The organism is Affinundibacterium nitidum, from assembly GCF_014284155.1.
Classification (GTDB): Bacteria; Pseudomonadota; Gammaproteobacteria; order Burkholderiales; family Burkholderiaceae_D; genus Undibacterium; species Undibacterium nitidum.
The window spans coordinates 157,257-178,151 of the sequence record NZ_JACOFZ010000005.1 but is presented as its reverse complement, the minus strand read 5'-3'; the positions used below and the strand labels follow the sequence as shown (position 1 = coordinate 178,151).

14 protein-coding genes are annotated in these 20,895 nt (G+C 47.2%); 11 read left to right on the top strand and 3 right to left on the bottom strand.

Going from position 1 to position 20,895, the window contains the following annotated elements; genetic code table 11:
* Positions 1-65 precede the first annotated feature (65 nt).
* The 3 genes from H8K36_RS13795 (at position 66) to H8K36_RS13785 (ending at position 2,140) form a co-directional block, all read left to right on the top strand.
* Positions 66-1,004, top strand: a complete 939-nt coding sequence (locus H8K36_RS13795; protein WP_186917071.1) for an ADP-ribosylglycohydrolase family protein — start codon at positions 66-68, stop codon at positions 1,002-1,004.
* Positions 1,005-1,019: 15 nt separating this feature from the next.
* A complete protein-coding gene (locus H8K36_RS13790; protein ID WP_186917070.1) occupies positions 1,020-1,532 on the top strand; it encodes an O-acetyl-ADP-ribose deacetylase in 513 nt (170 codons plus the stop codon).
* A 176-nt stretch (positions 1,533-1,708) separates the two neighbouring features.
* Complete coding sequence (locus H8K36_RS13785; RefSeq protein ID WP_222611226.1) at positions 1,709-2,140, top strand: 2OG-Fe(II) oxygenase; 432 nt, start codon at positions 1,709-1,711, stop codon at positions 2,138-2,140.
* A gap of 92 nt (positions 2,141-2,232) precedes the next feature.
* On the opposite strand, the gene H8K36_RS13780 is transcribed toward H8K36_RS13785, so the two are convergent.
* Positions 2,233-3,696, bottom strand: a complete 1,464-nt coding sequence (locus H8K36_RS13780; protein ID WP_186917068.1) for a glutamate synthase subunit beta — start codon at positions 3,694-3,696, stop codon at positions 2,233-2,235.
* Positions 3,697-3,803: 107 nt separating this feature from the next.
* Positions 3,804-8,486, bottom strand: coding sequence for a glutamate synthase-related protein (locus tag H8K36_RS13775; protein WP_186917067.1), 4,683 nt, complete (start codon positions 8,484-8,486; stop codon positions 3,804-3,806).
* Positions 8,487-9,476: 990 nt separating this feature from the next.
* On the opposite strand from H8K36_RS13775, the gene H8K36_RS19390 reads away from it, so the two are divergent.
* From H8K36_RS19390 to H8K36_RS13735, 8 genes are all read left to right on the top strand, one after another.
* On the top strand, positions 9,477-10,583 hold the full coding sequence (locus tag H8K36_RS19390) for a DUF2846 domain-containing protein (RefSeq protein ID WP_230404639.1): 1,107 nt from the start codon (positions 9,477-9,479) through the stop codon (positions 10,581-10,583).
* Positions 10,584-10,911: 328 nt separating this feature from the next.
* The gene (locus H8K36_RS13765) at positions 10,912-11,445 is read left to right on the top strand and encodes a GNAT family N-acetyltransferase (protein WP_186917066.1); all 534 of its coding nucleotides are present in this window, start codon (positions 10,912-10,914) and stop codon (positions 11,443-11,445) included.
* Positions 11,446-11,559: 114 nt separating this feature from the next.
* Entirely contained in the window at positions 11,560-12,153 is a 594-nt protein-coding gene (locus H8K36_RS13760) for a class I SAM-dependent methyltransferase (protein WP_186917065.1), read from the top strand.
* Between the two features lie 103 nt (positions 12,154-12,256).
* Complete coding sequence (locus H8K36_RS13755; RefSeq protein ID WP_186917064.1) at positions 12,257-12,772, top strand: hypothetical protein; 516 nt, start codon at positions 12,257-12,259, stop codon at positions 12,770-12,772.
* Between the two features lie 36 nt (positions 12,773-12,808).
* Positions 12,809-13,264, top strand: a complete 456-nt coding sequence (locus H8K36_RS13750; RefSeq protein ID WP_186917063.1) for a YccF domain-containing protein — start codon at positions 12,809-12,811, stop codon at positions 13,262-13,264.
* Between the two features lie 159 nt (positions 13,265-13,423).
* Positions 13,424-15,916 (top strand): alpha-glucosidase, encoded by a 2,493-nt coding sequence (ygjK, locus tag H8K36_RS13745; protein ID WP_186917062.1) that lies wholly within the window; start codon positions 13,424-13,426, stop codon positions 15,914-15,916.
* A gap of 158 nt (positions 15,917-16,074) precedes the next feature.
* Positions 16,075-16,521: a GNAT family N-acetyltransferase gene (locus tag H8K36_RS13740; RefSeq protein ID WP_230404635.1), complete on the top strand. Its 447-nt coding sequence runs from the start codon at positions 16,075-16,077 to the stop codon at positions 16,519-16,521.
* Positions 16,518-16,955: a hypothetical protein gene (locus H8K36_RS13735; RefSeq protein WP_186917061.1), complete on the top strand. Its 438-nt coding sequence runs from the start codon at positions 16,518-16,520 to the stop codon at positions 16,953-16,955. Before H8K36_RS13740 ends, H8K36_RS13735 begins: the two co-directional genes overlap by 4 nt.
* Positions 16,956-16,977: 22 nt before the next feature.
* Here the strand turns inward: H8K36_RS13735 and H8K36_RS13730 are convergent, their stop codons facing one another.
* Complete coding sequence (locus H8K36_RS13730; RefSeq protein ID WP_186917060.1) at positions 16,978-20,610, bottom strand: two-component regulator propeller domain-containing protein; 3,633 nt, start codon at positions 20,608-20,610, stop codon at positions 16,978-16,980.
* Positions 20,611-20,895: the final 285 nt, after the last annotated feature.

The window sequence follows — 20,895 nt, the reverse complement described above, 5'->3', positions numbered from 1 at the left end:
GCGAATTACAACGAACATATGTATGCTTGCATGAACACATATCAAAAGAGCGACTCACTTCGAAAATGGAACATTCAAAAATAAACATGGCCGATCGGTTTAAAGGCGCGTTAATCGGCTTAGCCTGTGGCGACGCGATAGGCACAACAGTCGAATTTTCTCCAAGAGATTCCTTTACTGAAGTTACAGGAATGCATGGTGGAGGGCCATTCAGCCTAAAAGCTGGACAATGGACGGATGACACATCCATGGCACTATGTCTAGCGGAGAGTCTATTGACCAAGGATAGTTGCGACCCAATTGACCAACTAAATCGATATCGAAACTGGTATGAATGGGGCTATTTGAGCTCGACCGGGGAATGCTTTGACATAGGACATACCGTCCGCGATGCGATCGCGAGATTTGCCCATACTGGCGAACCATTTTGCGGATCTATTGCTGAGAATACTGCTGGAAATGGTTCGATAATGCGTCTTGCTCCAGTAATTATGTTCAGCTACCCGAATCATGCCGATGCTATGCGAAACGCTTCAATTAGCTCTCGAACGACCCATGGGGCAACAGAAGCAATTGAATGCTGTCAGCTACTTGGAGACGTCCTCTTTCATATCTTCGACGGCATAGAAAAAGACAAATTGCTTCATCAGCTCAAGTTCGATCCAAGTATGGAAAAAGTAAAATCCATAAAAAGAGGCGACTTCCAAACGAAGACCCGCTCACAAATTCGCGGTTCTGGATATTGCGTCGATTCCCTTGAAGCAGCGCTTTGGTGTTTCTTCACGACTGAATCATATAGCGACGCGGTTCTGAAAGCAGTAAATCTAGGCGACGATGCAGACACCACCGCAGCTGTCACAGGGCAAATAGCTGGAGCAAATTACGGTTTTGGAGCCATACCAATTGAATGGAGATCGCAAATTTCATTAAGAGAAGACATAGAACAAATGGCGTTAGCGCTATTTCACCGATCAGAATGCAAAACGACACCAGCGCGCAAATAAGCAAAGAAAGTAATCATGAAAATCACTATCATCAAATCTGACATCACAAAGTTATCAGTCGATGCCATCGTCAATGCGGCGAATTCATCACTGCTGGGTGGTGGTGGTGTGGATGGTGCAATTCACAAAGCGGCGGGAAAACAATTGCTCGAAGCATGCAGAGCCCTACATGGATGCAAGACGGGCGAGGCGAAATACACGGCTGGCTTTAATCTACCGGCTGCTTATGTGATTCACACCGTCGGTCCAATCTGGCATGGTGGAAATCGTCAAGAAGCCGAACTACTTGCCGACTGCTATCGGAATTCACTTCAGATCGCAACAGAACTGAATCTAAAATCCATTGCTTTTCCAGCGATTAGCACCGGTGTTTATCGCTTCCCTATAGAACTCGCAAGTTCTATCGCGATTGAAACGGTGTTGGCGTTTGCAGAAGAAACCACTTCACTCACCGAGGTCGTTTTTTGCTGTTTTAGCGAGCAAGATAAACTGATCTATGGGAGTCACATGTCGCGCCAATCACCTTAGAGGCATTCCTGAATCAACACTTTATATGAATCATGAAGATAGAACACCTACAAGAATCGGCATTCGTGATTCACGATTTTCTAAGCGAAAACGAGTGTCGATCCTATATTAAATTCAGCGAGCGCTGTGGTTTTCATCAGGCTAGTGTTCAACACCCACGCAATGGACCTCTATTGATGGAGGACATTCGAAACAATGATCGTGTAAACATTGAAGATAGCAAGCTAGCGGAACAACTGTTTCATAAAGCAAAAATGGTACTACCGCCACAATTGGGTGGTGAGAGCTTAATCGGGCTGAATCATCGACTTCGTTTCTATCGATACGGGGCAGGACAATACTTCAAATGGCACAGAGACGGTCACGTCGTACGGAGTGACAAGGAACGTAGCCTACTTACATTCTTAATTTACCTGAACGACGAATTCACAGGCGGGGAGACTGAGTTTCGATGGGGAAAAGTCGCGACCCGGCTTGGCACTGCTGTAATATTTCCACACCGGCTTGTTCATCAAGGAGCGAATGTTCATAGTGGTATCAAATACGTTCTTCGTACTGATGTCATGTATTCAGCAGCGTCTATCGATAGTCAGAATCCAGAGGCATAAAAAAACCCTCCAAACATCTAGGCATAGATGCATTGGAGGGCAACCTTAAGTTTACTACAGGGTGCTACACAAACTACGGAAACTTCACTTGCTTAGCGTGGAAGAACGGATTCGCCCATCAAGAAGGCATCGACCTCACGCGCACATTGGCGGCCTTCGCGAATAGCCCATACCACCAATGATTGTCCGCGACGCATGTCGCCTGCTGCGAACACTTTATCGACATTCGTCTTGTAACAGCCTTCGCCTTCGGTACTTGCACGTGCATTTTCGCGTGCGTCTTTATCTACACCAAAAGCATCAAGCACTTGGCCGACTGGCGATACAAAACCCATTGCTAACAGCACCAAATCTGCCTTCATTTCAAATTCAGAATCTGGCACTTCGCTCATCTTGCCGTCTTTCCATTCTACGCGGCAGGCGATCAGCTTTTCTACTTTACCGCCCTTGCCTTCTAGGCGTTTTGTGGCAACTGCCCAATCACGATCACAACCTTCTTCATGCGAAGACGATGTGCGCAGCTTCGTTGGCCAGTATGGCCAAACCAAGGGCTTATTCTCTTGCTCTGGTGGTTGAGGCATCAGTTCAAATTGAGCGACTGATTTGGCGCCATGGCGATTCGACGTTCCCACACAATCTGAACCTGTATCGCCGCCACCGATCACGACGACATGCTTACCGCTCGCCATGATTTGGTCTTTATATTTGTCTCCTGCATTCACCTTATTTTGCACTGGCAAGAATTCCATTGCGAAGTGCACACCTTTGAGCTCGCGACCAGGCACCGGCAAATCACGCGGTACTTCTGCGCCACCTGCGACGATCACGGCATCAAATTCTTTTTTCAACTCGTCGGGAGAAACTGTCTCTTTTGACCAGTTCGTGATATTGCTTGGAAAATCTTTGCCGACCAAAACACCTGTGCGGAAAGTCACGCCTTCCGCCTGCATCTGTTCAACGCGGCGATCGATATGCGATTTCTCCATTTTGAAATCAGGGATGCCATAACGCAGCAATCCGCCGACACGATCATTCTTCTCAAATACGGTGACATCGTGACCAGCGCGCGCCAATTGTTGCGCTGCCGCCAAACCCGCTGGACCAGAACCAACAATCGCGACTTTCTTTCCCGTTTTATGTTCAGCGATTTGAGGTTTTACCCAACCGTTTTCCCAGCCTTTGTCGATGATGAAATGCTCAATCGACTTAATGCCAACTGGTAGTTCGTTAATCCCTAAGGTACATGCAGATTCGCACGGTGCAGGGCAGATACGTCCAGTAAATTCAGGAAAATTATTGGTCGAATGCAGCACTTCCAAGGCTTGCTGATAATTGCCATTGTAAGTGAGGTCATTCCAGTCTGGGATGATGTTATTAACTGGGCAGCCATTGTTACAGAATGGGATGCCACAATCCATACAGCGTGCTGCTTGGATTTTGGCTTGACCATCATCCAAATGCATCAAGAACTCTTTGTAATGCTTGAGACGTGTTTTAGGTGCTTCGCTCGCTTCTTGCAAGCGCTGGTATTCCATAAAACCGGTTACTTTTCCCATGATAAAACCTCAAATATTTTGATGGGCCCTGGGCCCTAAAATCTATGTGAATCGCAGAAAAATTTTCAACAATTTTTCAACTTCTCTGCGCCTCTGCAGCTTCCTTGTTAAGCTGCTTTTTCCAATTTCGCTGCCGCTTGTTCCGTAACGTACATTTCACCTAAAGCACGTTTGTATTCATGTGGGAATACCTTCACAAATTTCGCACGGCTACGCGCCCAATCATCCAGCAAATTACGTGATCGAGTGCTACCTGTATGTTTAAAATGACGTTCAATCGCATTACGCAAAATCGCTTCATCGGTTTCACGTTCAGCGCCACGCGTTTTCGCATGCCACTGGGCTTTATCGATGGTTTTCTCTTGCTCGTCACCAGCCAAGACTGATTCCAAACTCACCATCGCCAAATTGCATTTCGCAGCGAATTCACCATCGGGGTCATAGACATAAGCGATACCACCTGACATACCTGCTGCAAAGTTACGGCCTGTGGCGCCGAGTACAACAACCGTACCACCTGTCATGTATTCACAACCATGGTCACCAGTACCTTCGATCACAGCCAAAGCACCCGAGTTACGCACCGCGAAACGTTCGCCAGCGACACCGTTAATGAAGGCTTCACCTGCAATCGCACCATATAACACCGTATTACCGCAGATGATGTTATCGACAGCCCAACCACGGAATTCCGTATTAGGACGAATAATGATGCGGCCGCCCGACAAGCCTTTGCCAACGTAATCGTTGCCTTCACCAACCAAATCCAAAGTGACACCGCGCGCCAAGAAAGCACCTGCAGATTGACCAGCCGTACCTTGCAGCTGAATATGGATCGTGTCGTCTGGCAAACCTGCATGACCGTAACGCTTCGCCACTTCACCCGACAACATCGCACCAACGGTACGATTCAAATTCTTGATAGGCTGGATGAAGGATACTTTTTCTCCTGTTTCCAAAGCCAATTTGGCTTGTGCAATCAGTTTGTTATCAAGTGCTTTATCCAAGCCATGATCTTGAACATCAACGTGACGAATCGCTACCTCTGCTCCCGCTTCTACTTGGTGGAAAATTCTGCTGAAATCCAAGCCCTTTGCTTTCCAATGCGTGATCGCTTTGGATTTATCCAAGAGATCAACACGACCAATCAATTCGTCGTACGTGCGGATACCCAATTGCGCCATGATTTGACGTGCTTCTTCAGCGACGAAGAAGAAATAATTTACGACATGCTCAGGTTTGCCAGAAAACTTCTTACGCAATTCTGGATCTTGTGTCGCCACGCCGACTGGGCACGTATTCAAATGGCACTTACGCATCATGATGCAACCTTCGACCACCAACGGCGCAGTCGCAAAACCGATTTCATCAGCACCTAACATCGCTGCAATCACGACGTCACGGCCAGTTTTCATTTGTCCGTCTGCTTGTACACGAACACGTCCGCGCAAACCATTCAATACCAAAGTTTGCTGTGCTTCGGACAAGCCGAGTTCCCATGGCGTACCAGCATGCTTGATCGAAGATAATGGCGATGCACCAGTACCACCATCATGACCAGCGATCACGATATGATCAGACTTCGCTTTCGTCACACCAGCCGCAATTGTTCCCACGCCCACTTCCGACACCAGCTTCACCGAGATCGATGCACGAGGGTTGACGTTTTTCAAGTCATGAATCAACTGTGCCAAATCTTCGATTGAATAAATATCATGGTGTGGTGGTGGAGAGATCAAACCTACGCCTGGTACTGAGAAACGCAATTTCGCGATGTATTCGGAAACCTTATGGCCTGGCAACTGACCACCCTCACCTGGCTTCGCACCTTGCGCCATCTTGATCTGAATTTGATCTGCCGAACTCAGATATTCTGCTGTCACACCGAAGCGACCGGACGCCACTTGTTTAATACGTGAGCGCAAAGAATCGCCTTCTTGCAAAGGAATATCGACTTCGATTTGGTCTTTACCAATGACCGAAGCCATGGTCGCACCTTGCTTGATTGGGATGCCTTTCAACTCTTGTGTGTAGCGGGCTGGATCTTCGCCACCTTCACCCGTATTGGACTTGCCGCCAATGCGATTCATCGCTACCGCCAAAGTCGCATGCGCTTCGGTACTAATGGAGCCCATCGACATCGCACCCGTTGCAAAGCGTTTCACGATTTCTTTAGCGGGTTCAACTTGATCGAGGGAAATCGCTTTGCTTGGGTCAATCTTAAATTCGAACAAGCCGCGCAATGTCATGTGACGCTTTGACTGGTCATTGATTTGCTGGGCGTATTCTTTATACGTATTAAAGTTATTCGTACGCGTCGAGTGCTGCAGTTTAGCGATCGACTCAGGTGTCCACATATGGTCTTCACCACGGATACGGAAAGCATATTCACCACCAGCATCGAGAGCATTGGCCAATACAGGATCTGCGCCGAACGCTGCTTTGTGCAAGCGCAAAGCTTCTTCTGCAACTTCAAATACACCGATACCTTCGACGTTAGATGGCGTGCCTTTAAAGTACTTATCGACTAATGACTTATTCAAACCAACAGCTTCGAAAATCTGTGCACCACAGTAAGACATGTATGTCGAAATACCCATTTTCGACATAACTTTATGCAGACCCTTGCCAATTGCTTTGGTGTAGTTGTAGATCGCTTTTTCTGCGTCCACATCTTTGAGTTTGTTGGCCATATCTGCCAGCGTATGCATTGCCAAATAGGGATGAACGGCTTCCGCACCATAGCCTGCCAGCAACGCGAAGTGATGCGTTTCACGCGCAGAGCCAGTTTCAACGACCAAGCCTGTGGTTGTACGCAAACCCTTGCTGACCAAATGTTGATGCACAGTCGATGTCGCCAACAGAGCTGGGATCGCGACAAAGTTCGCATCCATTTTACGATCAGTGATGATCATGATGTTATGACCGGATTTCACCGCATCGACAACTTCTGCACAGATCGAAGCTAAGCGTGCTTCGATACCATCTTTACCCCAAGCCACTGGATAGCAAATATCGAGTTCGTAGGATTTGAATTTGCCACCTGTGTTTGCACTGATATTGCGCAACTTCGCGATATCTGCAAAATCCAATACTGGTTGCGATACTTCCAAACGCATTGGTGGATTGATGTTGTTGGTATCGAGCAGATTCGGTTTTGGGCCAATGAAGGAAACCAAGGACATCACCATCGCTTCACGGATTGGGTCAATCGGTGGATTCGTCACTTGCGCGAATAACTGTTTGAAATAGTTATACAGCGGCTTCAATTTGTTTGACATCACAGCCAAGGAAGCATCGTTACCCATAGAACCGATCGCTTCTTCACCTGACAGTGCCATTGGTTCCATCAAGAATTTAATATCTTCTTGCGTGTAACCAAAGGCTTGCTGGCGATCCAACAAGGAAGCAGCTTCTGGCATATTGTCTTCTTCACCTTTAAGTGAGTTGAGTTTAATACGGACAGAATTAATCCATTGCTTGTATGGCTTTGCATTGGAATAGGTATCTTTGATTTCTTTGTCGTCGATGATGCGACCTGCTTCAAGGTCAATCAAAAACATCTTGCCTGGTTGCAGACGCCATTTCTTGATAATACGTGCCTCTGGAATTGGCAACACACCAGATTCAGATGCCATCACGACCAAGTCATCATCAGTAATGATGTAACGTGCTGGACGCAAACCATTGCGATCCAAAGTGCCGCCGATTTGGCGACCATCGGTAAATGCCATCGCTGCTGGGCCATCCCATGGCTCCATCATCGCGGCGTGATATTCATAGAAGGCACGACGGTTATCATCCATCATCGTGTGATTTTCCCAGGCTTCTGGAATCATCATCATCATCGCCTGTGCGATTGGGTAACCTGCCATCACCAAGAGTTCGAGCGCATTGTCGAAACTTGCTGTATCAGATTGGCCTTCAAAAATCAGCGGATACAGTTTTTGCAGATCATCACCGAGCACCGCAGACTTCATCACACCTTCGCGTGCACGCATCCAGTTGAAGTTACCTTTCACCGTGTTGATCTCGCCGTTATGCGCAATCATGCGATACGGGTGTGCCAACGGCCATTCTGGGAACGTATTAGTTGAGAAGCGTTGATGTACCAAGGCCAAGGCCGAGACGCAACGCTCATCCTGCAAGTCTTTGTAGTAGACGCCAACCTGATCCGCGAGCAGCAAACCTTTGTAGACGATAGTGCGCGCCGACATCGACGGTACAAAATATTCTTTGCCATGCAAGAGATGCAAAGCCTCAATCGCATGCACGGCTGATTTACGAATCACGTAGAGTTTGCGTTCCAAAGCATCGGTGACCATGATGTCTGGGCCGCGACCGATAAAGATCTGACGAATCACTGGCTCTTTTTCACGTACCGTTGGCGACATTGGCATTTCGCGATCGACTGGCACATCGCGCCAGCCCAACACCACTTGACCTTCCGCACGTACTGCGCGTTCGATCTCTTGTTCACAAGCCAAACGGGAAGCGCGTTCCTTCGGCAAAAAGATCATACCCACGCCGTATTCACCTGGAGGTGGCAATTCCACTCCTTGCTTTGCCATTTCTTCGCGGTAGTACTGGTCAGGGATTTGGATCAAGACACCCGCACCATCACCCATCAACGCATCGGCACCAACCGCACCACGGTGATCGAGATTCTTCAGAATTAACAGACCTTGTTCAACGATGGCGTGAGACTTCTTGCCTTTAATGTGAGCAACAAAACCGACACCGCAGGCGTCTTTTTCATTACTTGGATCGTATAAACCTTGTGCGTGCATAGCATTCCCCTACTTTGCGTGATACCGAAGTACCTACTGATGTTTTGCGAGAACTCCCAAATAAAGTTTTGAAAACTCGCAAACAGACAATGAAAAATCAAACTTGGGCTCAAGAATAGTGCAGCGCAACAGGAAAAACAACAAGAAAAATTAGGGTCAGAGTTTATAAAAAGTGGTCTTGTTTTACCGCATTATTTAAAGGGGACAGTGTAATTTTATTGAGTCCTACCAGGGTTCTATGACAAGGGTAAAAAAGAGCGCTAATAAATTAGAGATACAGGACAAAAGTGGCATTCATCCGCTAGATCAAATGGCGTCAATAAAAGCATCTCTCAAAGCAAGCTACGATCCAGACTGGAGAGAGTTTCACGCCTTCAACCCAGTCGAAAAGCAAAAAATTAAACAAATTACATCGAAATTAATCTTACAACCTATATCTTCGATTCGGTTTTTGGGGTGCAAACCAGTAGGCAAATCTCACCTTCGGAAAAGTCGCCCGCAACACTCAGACTTAGAGCCCCCCCCCCCTGAATAGGGCTCACCAAAATCAAAAAATAAGAAGAAAAATAGAGCAGGGCTGACTTTCATGAATTTGGCGAACAAATCAAAAGAAACTGTAAACCGACCATTAAATTGAAATTCTAGATTCAATGATTTTCCTGACGATCTAGACGAAAAAGGCGACACTTACCTGCTACATACCTAAAAAAAGCACTCGTCTATGAATGCCTTGTCGTAAAATTGACCCTTTAGTTAGTGGCCTTGACATAGTCCACCGAGGATTTTTGCTCCCAAGATCAACTTCGGTTATAAAAGTATGCCAGCGAATAAATTTGCGCCTATTTTTAGAACACAAGTTGAACAACTCTAAGGATGAGCCAGAAGAATTTCGGTTCGTAAAAACCCGAAGCTCGAAACAAGAAGCTAGTTAAACAAGGTTCGCCATGCGAATCCGATTTTGAAAATTTAAAACTCGAATTGAGGTAATAGATGAAATTCATCACATCCACCACCCTGCTTACCGCATTAATCTTGTCCGGATGCGCTTCAGTCAATATGGCATCAAAACAAGATTCAGCGAAAGCAAAAGAATTTAACGCTCCCTCACCAGGGAACGCGGGCCTCTATATTTACAGGAACAGTTTTGCTGCAAAGCTGCTTAAAAAAGATCTGTGGATCGATGGTAAGTGCATTGGCGAATCCGCTCCAGACGTATTCTTTTATCAGCAAGTTCCTGGAGGAAAAAAATATCAACTTGCAACTGAATCAGAGTTTTCAGCAAATGTTCTCGAAACGACACTTGAGAGCAACAAGAATTACTACTACCGACAATACATGAAAATTGGCGTATTTGTTTGGGGAGCCAACTTGGAGCGAGTATCTGAAGAGCAAGGCAAAAAAGATATTATCGCATTGGAAATGGCAGCACCTGGTAAATGTACGAGCAAACCACCAAGTACGACAATGCCAACAGACTCTGGGTCTCAAGAGTCTTTAACTTCCCCAAATGCCGCCGAAGCTCAACAGAGCAAAGACGGATCTCTGCAAAACCCTACAGCATCTACCACTACAAAACCAGTAGCTGCAACGACATTGGCAACTACACCTATCACGACTGCTCCTGTTGCTGCTCCTGTTGCTGCTCCTGTTGCTGCTCCTGTTGCTGCTCCTGTTGCTGCTCCTGTTGCTGCTCCTGTTACTGCTCCTATTACTGCTCCTATTACTGCTCCTATTACTGCTCCTATTACTGCTCCTGTTGCTGCCCCTGTTGCTGCCCCTGTTGCTGCTCCAGTGGCTGCAGCTCCAGCTCCAGCGCCAGTGGCAAACTTCGTTACAGAACCTAAAGTAGTCAATGTGACGACTGCACCAGCGCCCTCAACGGATAAGAGCACGCTTCAATTGATCGAATTCCAAATTGGTGTTTCTTCACATTCAGTTGAACGCTTGGCAAAAGAAAGATCATGCGGCACGACAAAGGGTGCAGGCTTAGTCAGCCCCAAAGGTGTACGCGAACTTTACAAAGTACAGTGCACCGATGGTCGCGTTTTAATGGCAACTTGCGAATTAAGACAGTGTTCTGTGATCAGTCACAAGTAATTGCTTTACTCTGGGGAGCGCTCGCTCCCCAGATCTCCATTGATCTCTTTTCTGAGATTGCAACAATCAAGCTCTAAGCACATACTTAGATCTAGCAAAGACCTCCCCTGCCGCGAATGAGCACAAACAAATCAGGTGAGTATTCGGCGTCACGTCGTACTACTGGGCGCCTACAATACCTCTGCATAAATGACCAAGTGAGCCAAGAAACAAACGCCTAAGAAGCGAATTTTTTTCGTTCGAAGGCATCACCTATCGCGCGCAGTGATGCTATTCTTGACTAATACGTTGATACCTTCCTTTTACAAACATAATTCTCCGACTTGCCATGTTCCAGCTACAACCTATTCTCACTGGTGAACTGATTACGCTACGGCCGCTGCAATCTGAGGACTTCGATCGACTCTATGATGTCGCATCTGATCCGCTAATCTGGGAACAACATCCTGCCCGTGATCGGTATCAAGAGTCTGTGTTTAGAAAATTTTTTGATGAAGGTATAGCATCGGGTGGCGCTTTCCTTATAAACGACAACTCATCTGGACAGATCATTGGCTCCTCTCGTTACTGTGCCTATTCCGAGCACCTAAGCGAAATTGAAATTGGCTACACTTTTTTGGGACGTGACTATTGGGGCGGGCGCTACAACGCAGAGCTCAAATATCTGATGCTGCGACATGCTTTTCAGTTCATTGACTCAGTAATGTTTGTGGTTGGCGATCGCAACTTTCGTTCACAGCAAGCAGTACTCAAACTAGGCGCGCTTGCAGACCCATCGGAAAAACAGAAGCACAGCGACCGAATTATTTTTCGACTTCGCAAGGAAGACTATGCGAAGCACCCACATCGCTATGTAAAATGATTTGCTCCTGAGTTGAGAGTCGTTGAAGCATCTTGGATTTATTCGATTTATCTGCGTTAAACTCGTTTATCGAGCACCCGCTTTTCAGTGCCACTATAATCACCAACACTCGAAATGAAGACAAGTTCGCCCCCAATTATCAGTGACTATGAAGCGCACGCTAAGGAATTCATGGTACTTCGAGAACGTTCTGATATTGGCACATCTACCATATTGAACTGGTCGAAAACATTACCGCCTGGAGCAAATATTCTCGACCTCGGCTGCGGCTCAGGCAAGCCGATAGCCATAGCACTTGCAAGATCTGGTTTTAAGATGACTGGTATCGATACCTCAGAAACCTTAGTCAAAGCCTTTCGCAAAAACCTACCCCAAGCGCAGGCCAAGTGCGAGTCTGTCGACAACTCTACTTTCTTCAACCGCGAATTTGATGCAGTCATTGCAATCGGCTTAATGTTTCTTTTAAACGAAGCCGCGCAGGCACAATTAATACGTAAAGTAGCAAACCACCTTGCGCCCGGTGGTCAATTTCTATTTACGGCCCCTACTCAAATACACCAATGGCAGGATGTACTCACTGGCGCAGCGGCGAGATCCTTGGGTGCAGATGTTTATCTCTCTCTGTGTCGTGATGTAGGCTTGAAATTGCAATCTCAGTTTATCGATGAAGGTGATAATCACTACTACCTCTTTTCAAGACTAAGCTGAGCAAGCTAACGATATTTCTCTCATTAAGAACACAGATTCATTTGTATTTTTTACATGATAATGCTATGTTCCCGATACTTTATTTCATGAACATGCATCACCTATGCCTAGCTCACCTCTTGAGAAACACAATCCCTATGCTGCATCGAGCAAACTCGGTTCAGGTAATGTTTCCATAGGCGAGAGCGCAACACCGAAGCGTCCAATTAGCGTATGGCTAATGCAAGTGTTTATGTTTATGTTCGTTGGCCTTTTTGGCATATCTGCGATTCGCATGTTGCTTGATTTGGTCAATGCTCATCAGAACTATGAAGAAGTATGGAAGATATTGCTGGCACTGGCTTTGGATATCGCCCTCATTTTCAGTTTTGTCGCCACAGCCATCGCACTATATCGTCGTGCAACTTGGAGTAAGTGGGTAAGTTTGCTGTTGCTGTTTTTACTCATCGCTTTCATTATGCTCCGACCCGACACGTCCTACTATGTCAATAATGCGGAGCGAGCAGGTGCTCTACTCGGTCGCTTTTTTGTCTCCCCCTTGTTAATGCTTTGGTGGGGATATGCCCTTGCATTTTCAAAAAAAGGAAAAGCATATTTCGCATCACACAGTAAAGATTAAATTTCAGTTCTTGAATCAAATAACTAAGGAAAAGTAATGAGTGCAATTGGTAATCTAATTTGGTTTTGTTTTGGCGGCATTGTCATGGGACTTGGCTGGTGGCTAGTCGGTTGCATCGCGTTCCTTAGCATCATCGGCATCCCTTGGGGACGCGCTTGTTTTGTCATCGGGAATTTTTCATTTTTCCCTTTTGGACAAGAAGCCATTGATCGCAAAGAACTATCTCAGGTAGAAGATATTGGTACCAGTGGCGCGGGCACAGTAGGTAATATTATTTGGTTTATCTTTGCTGGAATTTGGCTAGCAATCGGGCACGTGATGGCTGCCGTCTCCTGTGCCATTACAATTATCGGCATACCGTTTGCCATTCAGCACCTGAAGCTAGCTGGCATTGCCATCGCTCCAATTGGAAAAACCGTCGTTCCTAAAGAGGTGGCCGCCGAGGCCCGCCAGCGCAATGCAGCTGCCTTTGTTAACGCTGCACGTCGTTGATCACTGCCTAGCGCCCCGAGTTGGCCATGGAATGCCGGAATTTGTGCATTCCATGCGCAAGACAATTGCGCTGAAACATCCTAATTGCGCCGAGAAACTTCTCGAAACTTCCGCATATCTGTTTTACACTTTGCTTAATATATTTAATCAAAGTCAGGTATGCTTCATTTCAATTTGTTTTTTTCGATCTCGTCATCTCGACTGAGCGCTGTTGCCACTGCCGCTTTCGTCTGCGGCTTACTAAGCGTACTCACATTCACCACAGCGCCGCTATATGCCGCGCAAAAACACGGTGACCCAACATCTCACATGACGATCAATCGCTTCGGTTCGCCGCAAGCGATGCAAGATTTCGATGCTTACGGCAATCAGCGCTACAACCCATTGTTCGCCCAAGGCAGTTGGCATGGTTTTCTACTTCCCGATACTGTCGACAAACGCGGTGGCTTCAATGGGCCCATGTTGGTCGCCGAAGAATATGCTGTATTTTTGGCGACGGCATTAGAAACCCTCGACGTCATCGACATGCAACGCAAACAGGCCTATGACAAACACAAAGCGAGATGGCAATACTTAGAAAAGGATGATGCATTAACGCAGACTTTAATCTGGCCTGATCTCGAATTGCGACTCAGCTTGCGCTTTCTTTCCGCACATAGCGCCGTGGTCGAAACAAGGTTAGTCAATCATAGTAGCCATGCAAAGTTGATCGAGTTGCGATGGCATGGCGAATTACTGTCGCGTTGGCAAACCAAAGCTAGCGCGCAGGCTGCGAAGTCGACTTACGTGTCGGATATCGCGACAAAGTTTCCTGATTGGCAGCGCAGTCTAGCGTCAACGGAAAACAGCCTCACCATCACACTAGGGCGTTTACGTTCGCCTACTGACCTTATGTTTTCTGGCACAGGAAAATATTGGATTACACGATCAACGCCAACACAAACCGAGATAAATGACCTTGCTTATGTCAGCCGTAGCAAGATGTTTTCTATCAAACCACACGCGAACTTAACGACATATACCGGACACCACTATGCTCTGGATGATCAAGATCTTGTGGCAGCGCAGAACAGTGCCGATACGCTGATGACACATCCAGAGCAACACTGGAACAAGGCAGACAACGATTCACGCCAACCGCGCGAGAACGCCACCACCCGCTTACAGAGAAAGGTGAAGACGACGCTCCTAGGCAACTGGCGACATGCAGCCGGTGCCATACGCTACGAAGGTGTGGTGCCGTCGACTACGTCGCGCTGGTTCAACTGCATGTGGGGATGGGATAGCTACAAACACGCGTATGCCTTAAGTGAGATCAATCCGGCCCTCGCAAAAGATCAAATACGTGCGATGTTCGCGACTCAAATTCAGGAAGATGATGCGCTACGACCTTTCGATCATGGCATGGTGATCGACGATGTTTGCTACAACCGAGATCCCTTGCGAGGTGGAGATGGCTACAACTGGAACGAACGCAATACCAAGCCTCCACTCGCCGCTTGGGCTAGCTGGAAGATATATCGCCAAGATAAAGATCTACAGTGGCTGCGCGAAATATACCCAAAGTTGAAAGCTTTTCACGCCTGGTGGTATCGCAATCGCGATGTCAATCGCAATGGCCTAGTGGAATTCGGTGCTACCAATCATCCCGAGCACAATAATCAGCAAGGGGAATTGAAATTCATCCTACGCACAAAAGATCCAGCTTGGCAAAAAGAATGCGAGAAAAACAGCGATAACGCTCTCACTTGTTACGGCATGAGCCGATATCAAGAAGCTCAAGCACAGGGCTTAGAGGTGTTCGCACCAGCACAAGAAGGAACGGGATATGAATCAGGCATGGACAATGCTGCGCGCTTTGGTTTTATCGAAACCGATCAGTTACAAGTCTATGCAAATGGCGCTTACAAAGGTGACCTGAAACTGGCACGCAAAGACTGGCAAGTCGATTTCTTTGAAAACAAGAACCAAGCACAACAATTGATCGGGTATTCCATGAACCAAGAATCGGTCGATTTGAATGCCTTCATGTATGCTGACAAACTCTATCTCGCCAAGATCGCACAAGCACTGCATCTCAGTGAAGAAGCACATGACTGGCGTCATCAAGCAAAACGATTAAAGCAACGCCTAAACCAGTGCTTTTACGATGCGCAATCTGGCTTTTACTACGATAGACAAATCAAGACCCAACAGGCAAATCCAAATGCATGTGCAGATGGTGGCTTACTGCGCCAACGCGGAATGGCCAGTGAAGCCTTCATCATGCTGTGGTCAGGCGCTGCTGACCAAGACAAAGCAAAGCAAGTCATTAAAAATCTCACGAATAAAAAGAAATTCAGCACTCAATTACCCTTCCCCACAGCTGCGGTCGACAATCCCGCATTTCATCCGCAGAGTTATTGGCGCGGACGGGTCTGGATTGATCAAGCCTATTTTGCTTTGAAAGGCATGCAAGTCTATGGCCAACGCCTACTCGCCCAAAAGATGGCAAAGCAATTAATCCGTCAAGCAGAAGGCGTTACAAGTGATGCGCCCCTCAGAGAAAACTACCACCCTTTAAATGGGCGAGGTCAGGGCCCAGGTAACTTTAGTTGGACGGCAGCGCATTTTTGGATGATAGAAAGAGAAATTCTAGCGAAGAGAAAATAGTACGCAAAAAGCGGTCTATACAGAAATCCATCACAAATTTTACTTTCAAGGCTGTCGATGACTAACAGAACTAGCCATGGAACACATCGTTATTTGCCTGATAAGCAGCTTACAATACCGACTTAATTTACAGGCTCAAATTACGGGCTTAGATTGCGATGACTTCTCTTCCTCAATTACAGTATCGTCTAGCGATCGATGCGGACATTCCTGCCATGTCCGTGATTCGACGCTCTGTGCGAGAAAACATCTTACGTGACCCAAGCAAAGTGACGATAGAGATGTATCACGACTACCTGCACCATGCAGGCCGCGCTTGGGTCTGCGAATATCAAGGCAAGATCATAGGATTTTCTTACGCTGCGCTCGCTGATCATTCCATCTGGGCCTTATTCGTATCGCCAGAACATGAAGGCTTGGGTGCTGGGAAACGATTACTCAAGTTCGCTTGTGAGTGGCTATTTTCTCAAGGAGCTAAGCAAGTACAACTGAGTACAGCTGCAGGCACACGTGCCGACCGCTTCTACGCGAATCAGGGATGGAATCGAAGCGAGCTACCTGACTCACGTGACGTCAAATTCATTTTGCCCCGACCTATCCGATGAAATTTGAAAAAATTTGTTTTCTAATTGCCGCTGGCATTTCCTTTTTCGGCGCCATCATCCACTGGATCGCACCGTTCGTAGGCGTCGATTGGTACATGTTCCTTACTTCGCCGCAATGGGTGGTCACATCGGCCAAAGCACAGACATGGCAAGCACCCGCTGGGGCAGCGGGCGTTGGCGGTTTGATGTTCTTGTGCGGTGTATATGCTTGTGCAGGTGCCGGGCTCACCAAGCGCATTCCTTTGTCGCGTTGTGCCTTGTGCACTATTTCTTTGATATGTATTGTAAGAGGTGCTTTGATTGTTCCGCTGTTAATCAAAATTCCAGAACGCCTGAGTGCTTTTGATATTACCGCCTCATTTGTTTGGCTGATCGCAGGAATATGTTTTGCAGTGGGAACGGTATCACGGTGGAATGTAATGCGACCTCAATAACCGATGAACTGAAACACACTAGCTATTTTTGCACAGGAAATTCGACAAAGAAAATTGTGCCACCAAGCGGATTGCCGTAAAAACCAATCTTACCTTCCATTTTTTCCACCATCTCTTTTGCAATTGCTAGTCCGAGGCCTGTGCCGTCTTTTGCACGCGTATCTGAGGCATCAGCCTGTGAGAATTTTTGGAAAATCCGTTCACTAAAATCAAGTGGAATACCAGGTCCATGGTCGACAACTTCGATCAGCAGTGCGCTCTGGGTGGGATGGCTCGCTCGCAGGATAACGCTCTCACCTTTAGGCGAGTATTTACATGCGTTCGACATTAAATTCGCCATGACTTGTGCAAAACGATCGACATCGACACGAATCGCGCAATCTGCCACCCCATTTTCTAAAGCCAAATGGACGCCCAATTTTTGCGCAAAAGGCTGATTAGATTCGATCACGTCGCTCAGTAGCTGGGAAGCCGGCACCGTCTGATAATTAAAGTCCATCATGTTCGCTTCAATTTTTTGCATATCGAGCAGATCATTGATTAACCGCGCCAAACGCTCCGCATTATTCAGTGCAATTTGCCCAAGCTTCGCTGCCGCGGCAGGTAGCTCGCCCGTGGCACCGCCGACCATCAAACCGAGGCCACCCCGAATTGCAGTTAATGGGGTGCGTAATTCATGACTCACCGTAGAAACGAATTGTGTTTTGAGTTTTTCCACACGCCGCTGTTCGGTAACATCACGCACAATCAAAATAAACTTGCGTTGACCTGCGTCAGCAAAGCCACTGAGAGAGAGCTCTGCAATGAATGGGCTACCATCAGCTCGCATCAACTGCACTTCCATTTCAGTATGGCCTTTCTCGATAAAATCCGGTGCGGCAATACCTTGCGCCAATCGTTCACTCAAATTATCCACACAGAGTTTAGTGAACACCTTGCCTTTCATCCCCTCTGCCGTCCACGCAAAAATCTCGAGCCCCGCGCGATTACACGATTCGATAACCCAGTTTTTATCAGTCGTTAAGATCGCGTCAGCCGCATTTTGCAGAATGGCTTGCATACGTTCAGCATTGTCACGATTGAGCTGCTGTTGCGCCACTAATTCCTGCAATCGAACGGCAACCAAAGATTCGAGTCTGGCTTGGTCACGTGTTAAGTGACCTACGCGCCATCGATAGATGGCAAACAATAATCCGCTGACTGCGAAAAATAACAACCACTTGAACCATACTGTTTGCCAGTAACGAGGAGGAATTGAAATATTCAAGCTAGAAATATGGTCACTCCAAATACCCAAGTCATTGGTTGCTTTGATTTGGAAAGTATATTCGCCAGGGTTAAGATTCGTGTAAGTAGCGTTTCTATGATCCGCATCAACTTCCACCCAATCACGATCAAATCCCGCTAGGCGATACGCATAACGATTTTGTCCAGGGTTGGTAAAGTGAAGTGCGGCGAACTCCATCGAGAACACCGATTCTTGCTGCGAAATACTCAAGGACTTTGGCGCTGTTACCGATCCATTTAACACGACACCTTGCGGCGCTTTGCCATTTTTGAGCGAGCGATTGAAGACGCTAATATCCGTAATCGCGATTTGCGGTGGAACTGTGATGCGGCTTACGCGATCAGGATACACTGCAGTCATCCCCTTGGTGCCCCCAAAGTACAAAATACCCTCCGCGCTGCGATGTGATGGACCTGCAAAATTATCGGACAAACCATCGCTTACCGTATAACGATCGACGATTTCAGTTTCAGGATCAAAGCGTATCAAACCATCGACCGTGCTCAACCACAGCTTGCCTTGCTGATCACTTTCGATGGCGACAACTTTAGCAGCACCGATGCTATTACTTCCATTAAAACGTTTGAAACGAACCACGCCGTCCGCCGCTATCTGAATTTGATTGAGTCCGTTAATCGTGCCGACCCATAAACGCCCTTTGGCATCCTCATAGAGTGAAGATACGTTATCGGCACTGATGCTCGATTCATCATTAGGATTATGCTTAAAGTGCCTAAACTTTCCTGTGCTGACATCGAGCATGTCGAGTCCACCACCAACCCATTCGGCACCGGCCCACAAATGCCCCTTCTTATCTCGCAAAATAACCGTAGTGCCTTTCGCGCTTCGGCTATCAGGGTCTTTGGGGTCTGGTGTAAATTTTCGGAAATTGTTTGAGCCTAGGTCGTAGCGGATGAGGCTATCACCAGTACCAAGCCATAACACGCCTTCCTCGCCAGGTGCGATCACATTGATATAGTCATCCGCGATACTACCGAACTGAATTAAAGAAAATTGGTCTTTGGCAGCATCTAGACGATTGAGGCCAACTGAAGTGCCGACCCATAGGGGTCCATTTTTTTCTTGATACAAGCTATAAGCGAGATCATTACTTAAACTACCCTTGCGTTTTTTATCTGCACGATATTGCTTTAGGACTTCACCAGTCATCGGATCGAATAATGCAACACCGCTATTGCTGCTCAACCAAAGTTTTCCATCTCCCCTACCGATGACCCTCAGTAACGAGTTGTTCGGCCGTGGGTTGTTAGCGTCTGCATCAAAAGGAATTACTCGCTTAAATCCTCGACTGTTTAAGTTAGTCAGTGCGATACCATCGGTCAAAGTGGCCACCCATAGCATGCCGCCACGATCATGCAAGATGGCCCGCACATCGTCTGAAGGTAAGCTATAGGGGTCAATCGCCTGTTTTACAAATTGGGTAAAGCGCTGTTGTTTCTCATCCCAGCGCAGCAAACCTGCTGACAAAGTCGCCGCCCACAGCACGCCATTTCTATCTGTGTATAAGGCATTGACTCGACTCGATGGGGTATCAAGCCTTTGACGTGTACTCCAATCACTCTTGGTATTCCACCGCACCACGCCGTTCTCAGTACCCATCCAAAGGTTATCTTGGTCGTCGAGCAAGATTGAACGTACGATATTCAATTTCGAATCAGGCGCGCTTTCGTCGTCTACACGAAAGTGTTGAAAGCTCTGCGAACCAGGCCGCAAATAGTCTATCCCCGCCGGCCATGTTCCTGCCCAAACGCCACCTTGCTTATCGACGGCAATCGCATTTAAATCGTTCTTTCCTAAACTGTCTGGACGTGTTGCGTCATGCGCAAAAAGGGTGAACTTTCCACTGATCGTATCGAAATGTTGTAGCCCGCCCCAAGTGGCTAACCACAGGCCAGACTTGCCATCGGAGGAGATGGCTTTGATGATGCGTTGATTGCTCGGACCGGAGTCCAAAATAAAGCGGGTAAAATCATTCGTTTCCGGGTTGAAGCGTGCCAGTCCATTTTGTGTGCCGGCCCAGATCCGTCCATCACTATCTTCATACAGCGCTGAGATTCGGTCGTGAGGTAGTGTTGTCGCTTGATTAGCCACACTTTGATATTTCTCACTGTGGTAACCATCAAATCGGTACAAACCAGCATTATTGGTACCAATCCAAATGAAGCCTTGTCGATCTTGCAGAAGGGAAAGCGTCGACAGCTGATCAGCGCCAAGAGCCGACATACGTTGAAAACGCAGTTCTGAAGTGGTGCCTGCAAATACTGGCGCACAAGCGACTGTCGACACTAAGCCAAACAGGCTTAGGGCGACGACACCACGCTTGAATAGTTGCAGCAAATTCTTCAATCACCCACCCACTTTGTGAAGAGCTGCACCAGTCGCTTTCTACTCTAGGCGAGTGCACCCCATATCAATCAACTTTGCCAATGGAGTTACCGCATGTCAACACTTTTCTCCGGCCATCGTATGGAGTGGCACAATAAACAAGTGTTAAACGGATTTTTTACAACAGGCCTCGGTGCCGCTTAAAAATGGAAAGGCATGTTTTTTTAATATGCCTGATCGAGAATTTGCTATTCATTGATGTGATTTCCGGCCAACAAAACCCGGGCTTTTATCCAAAGCTTTGAA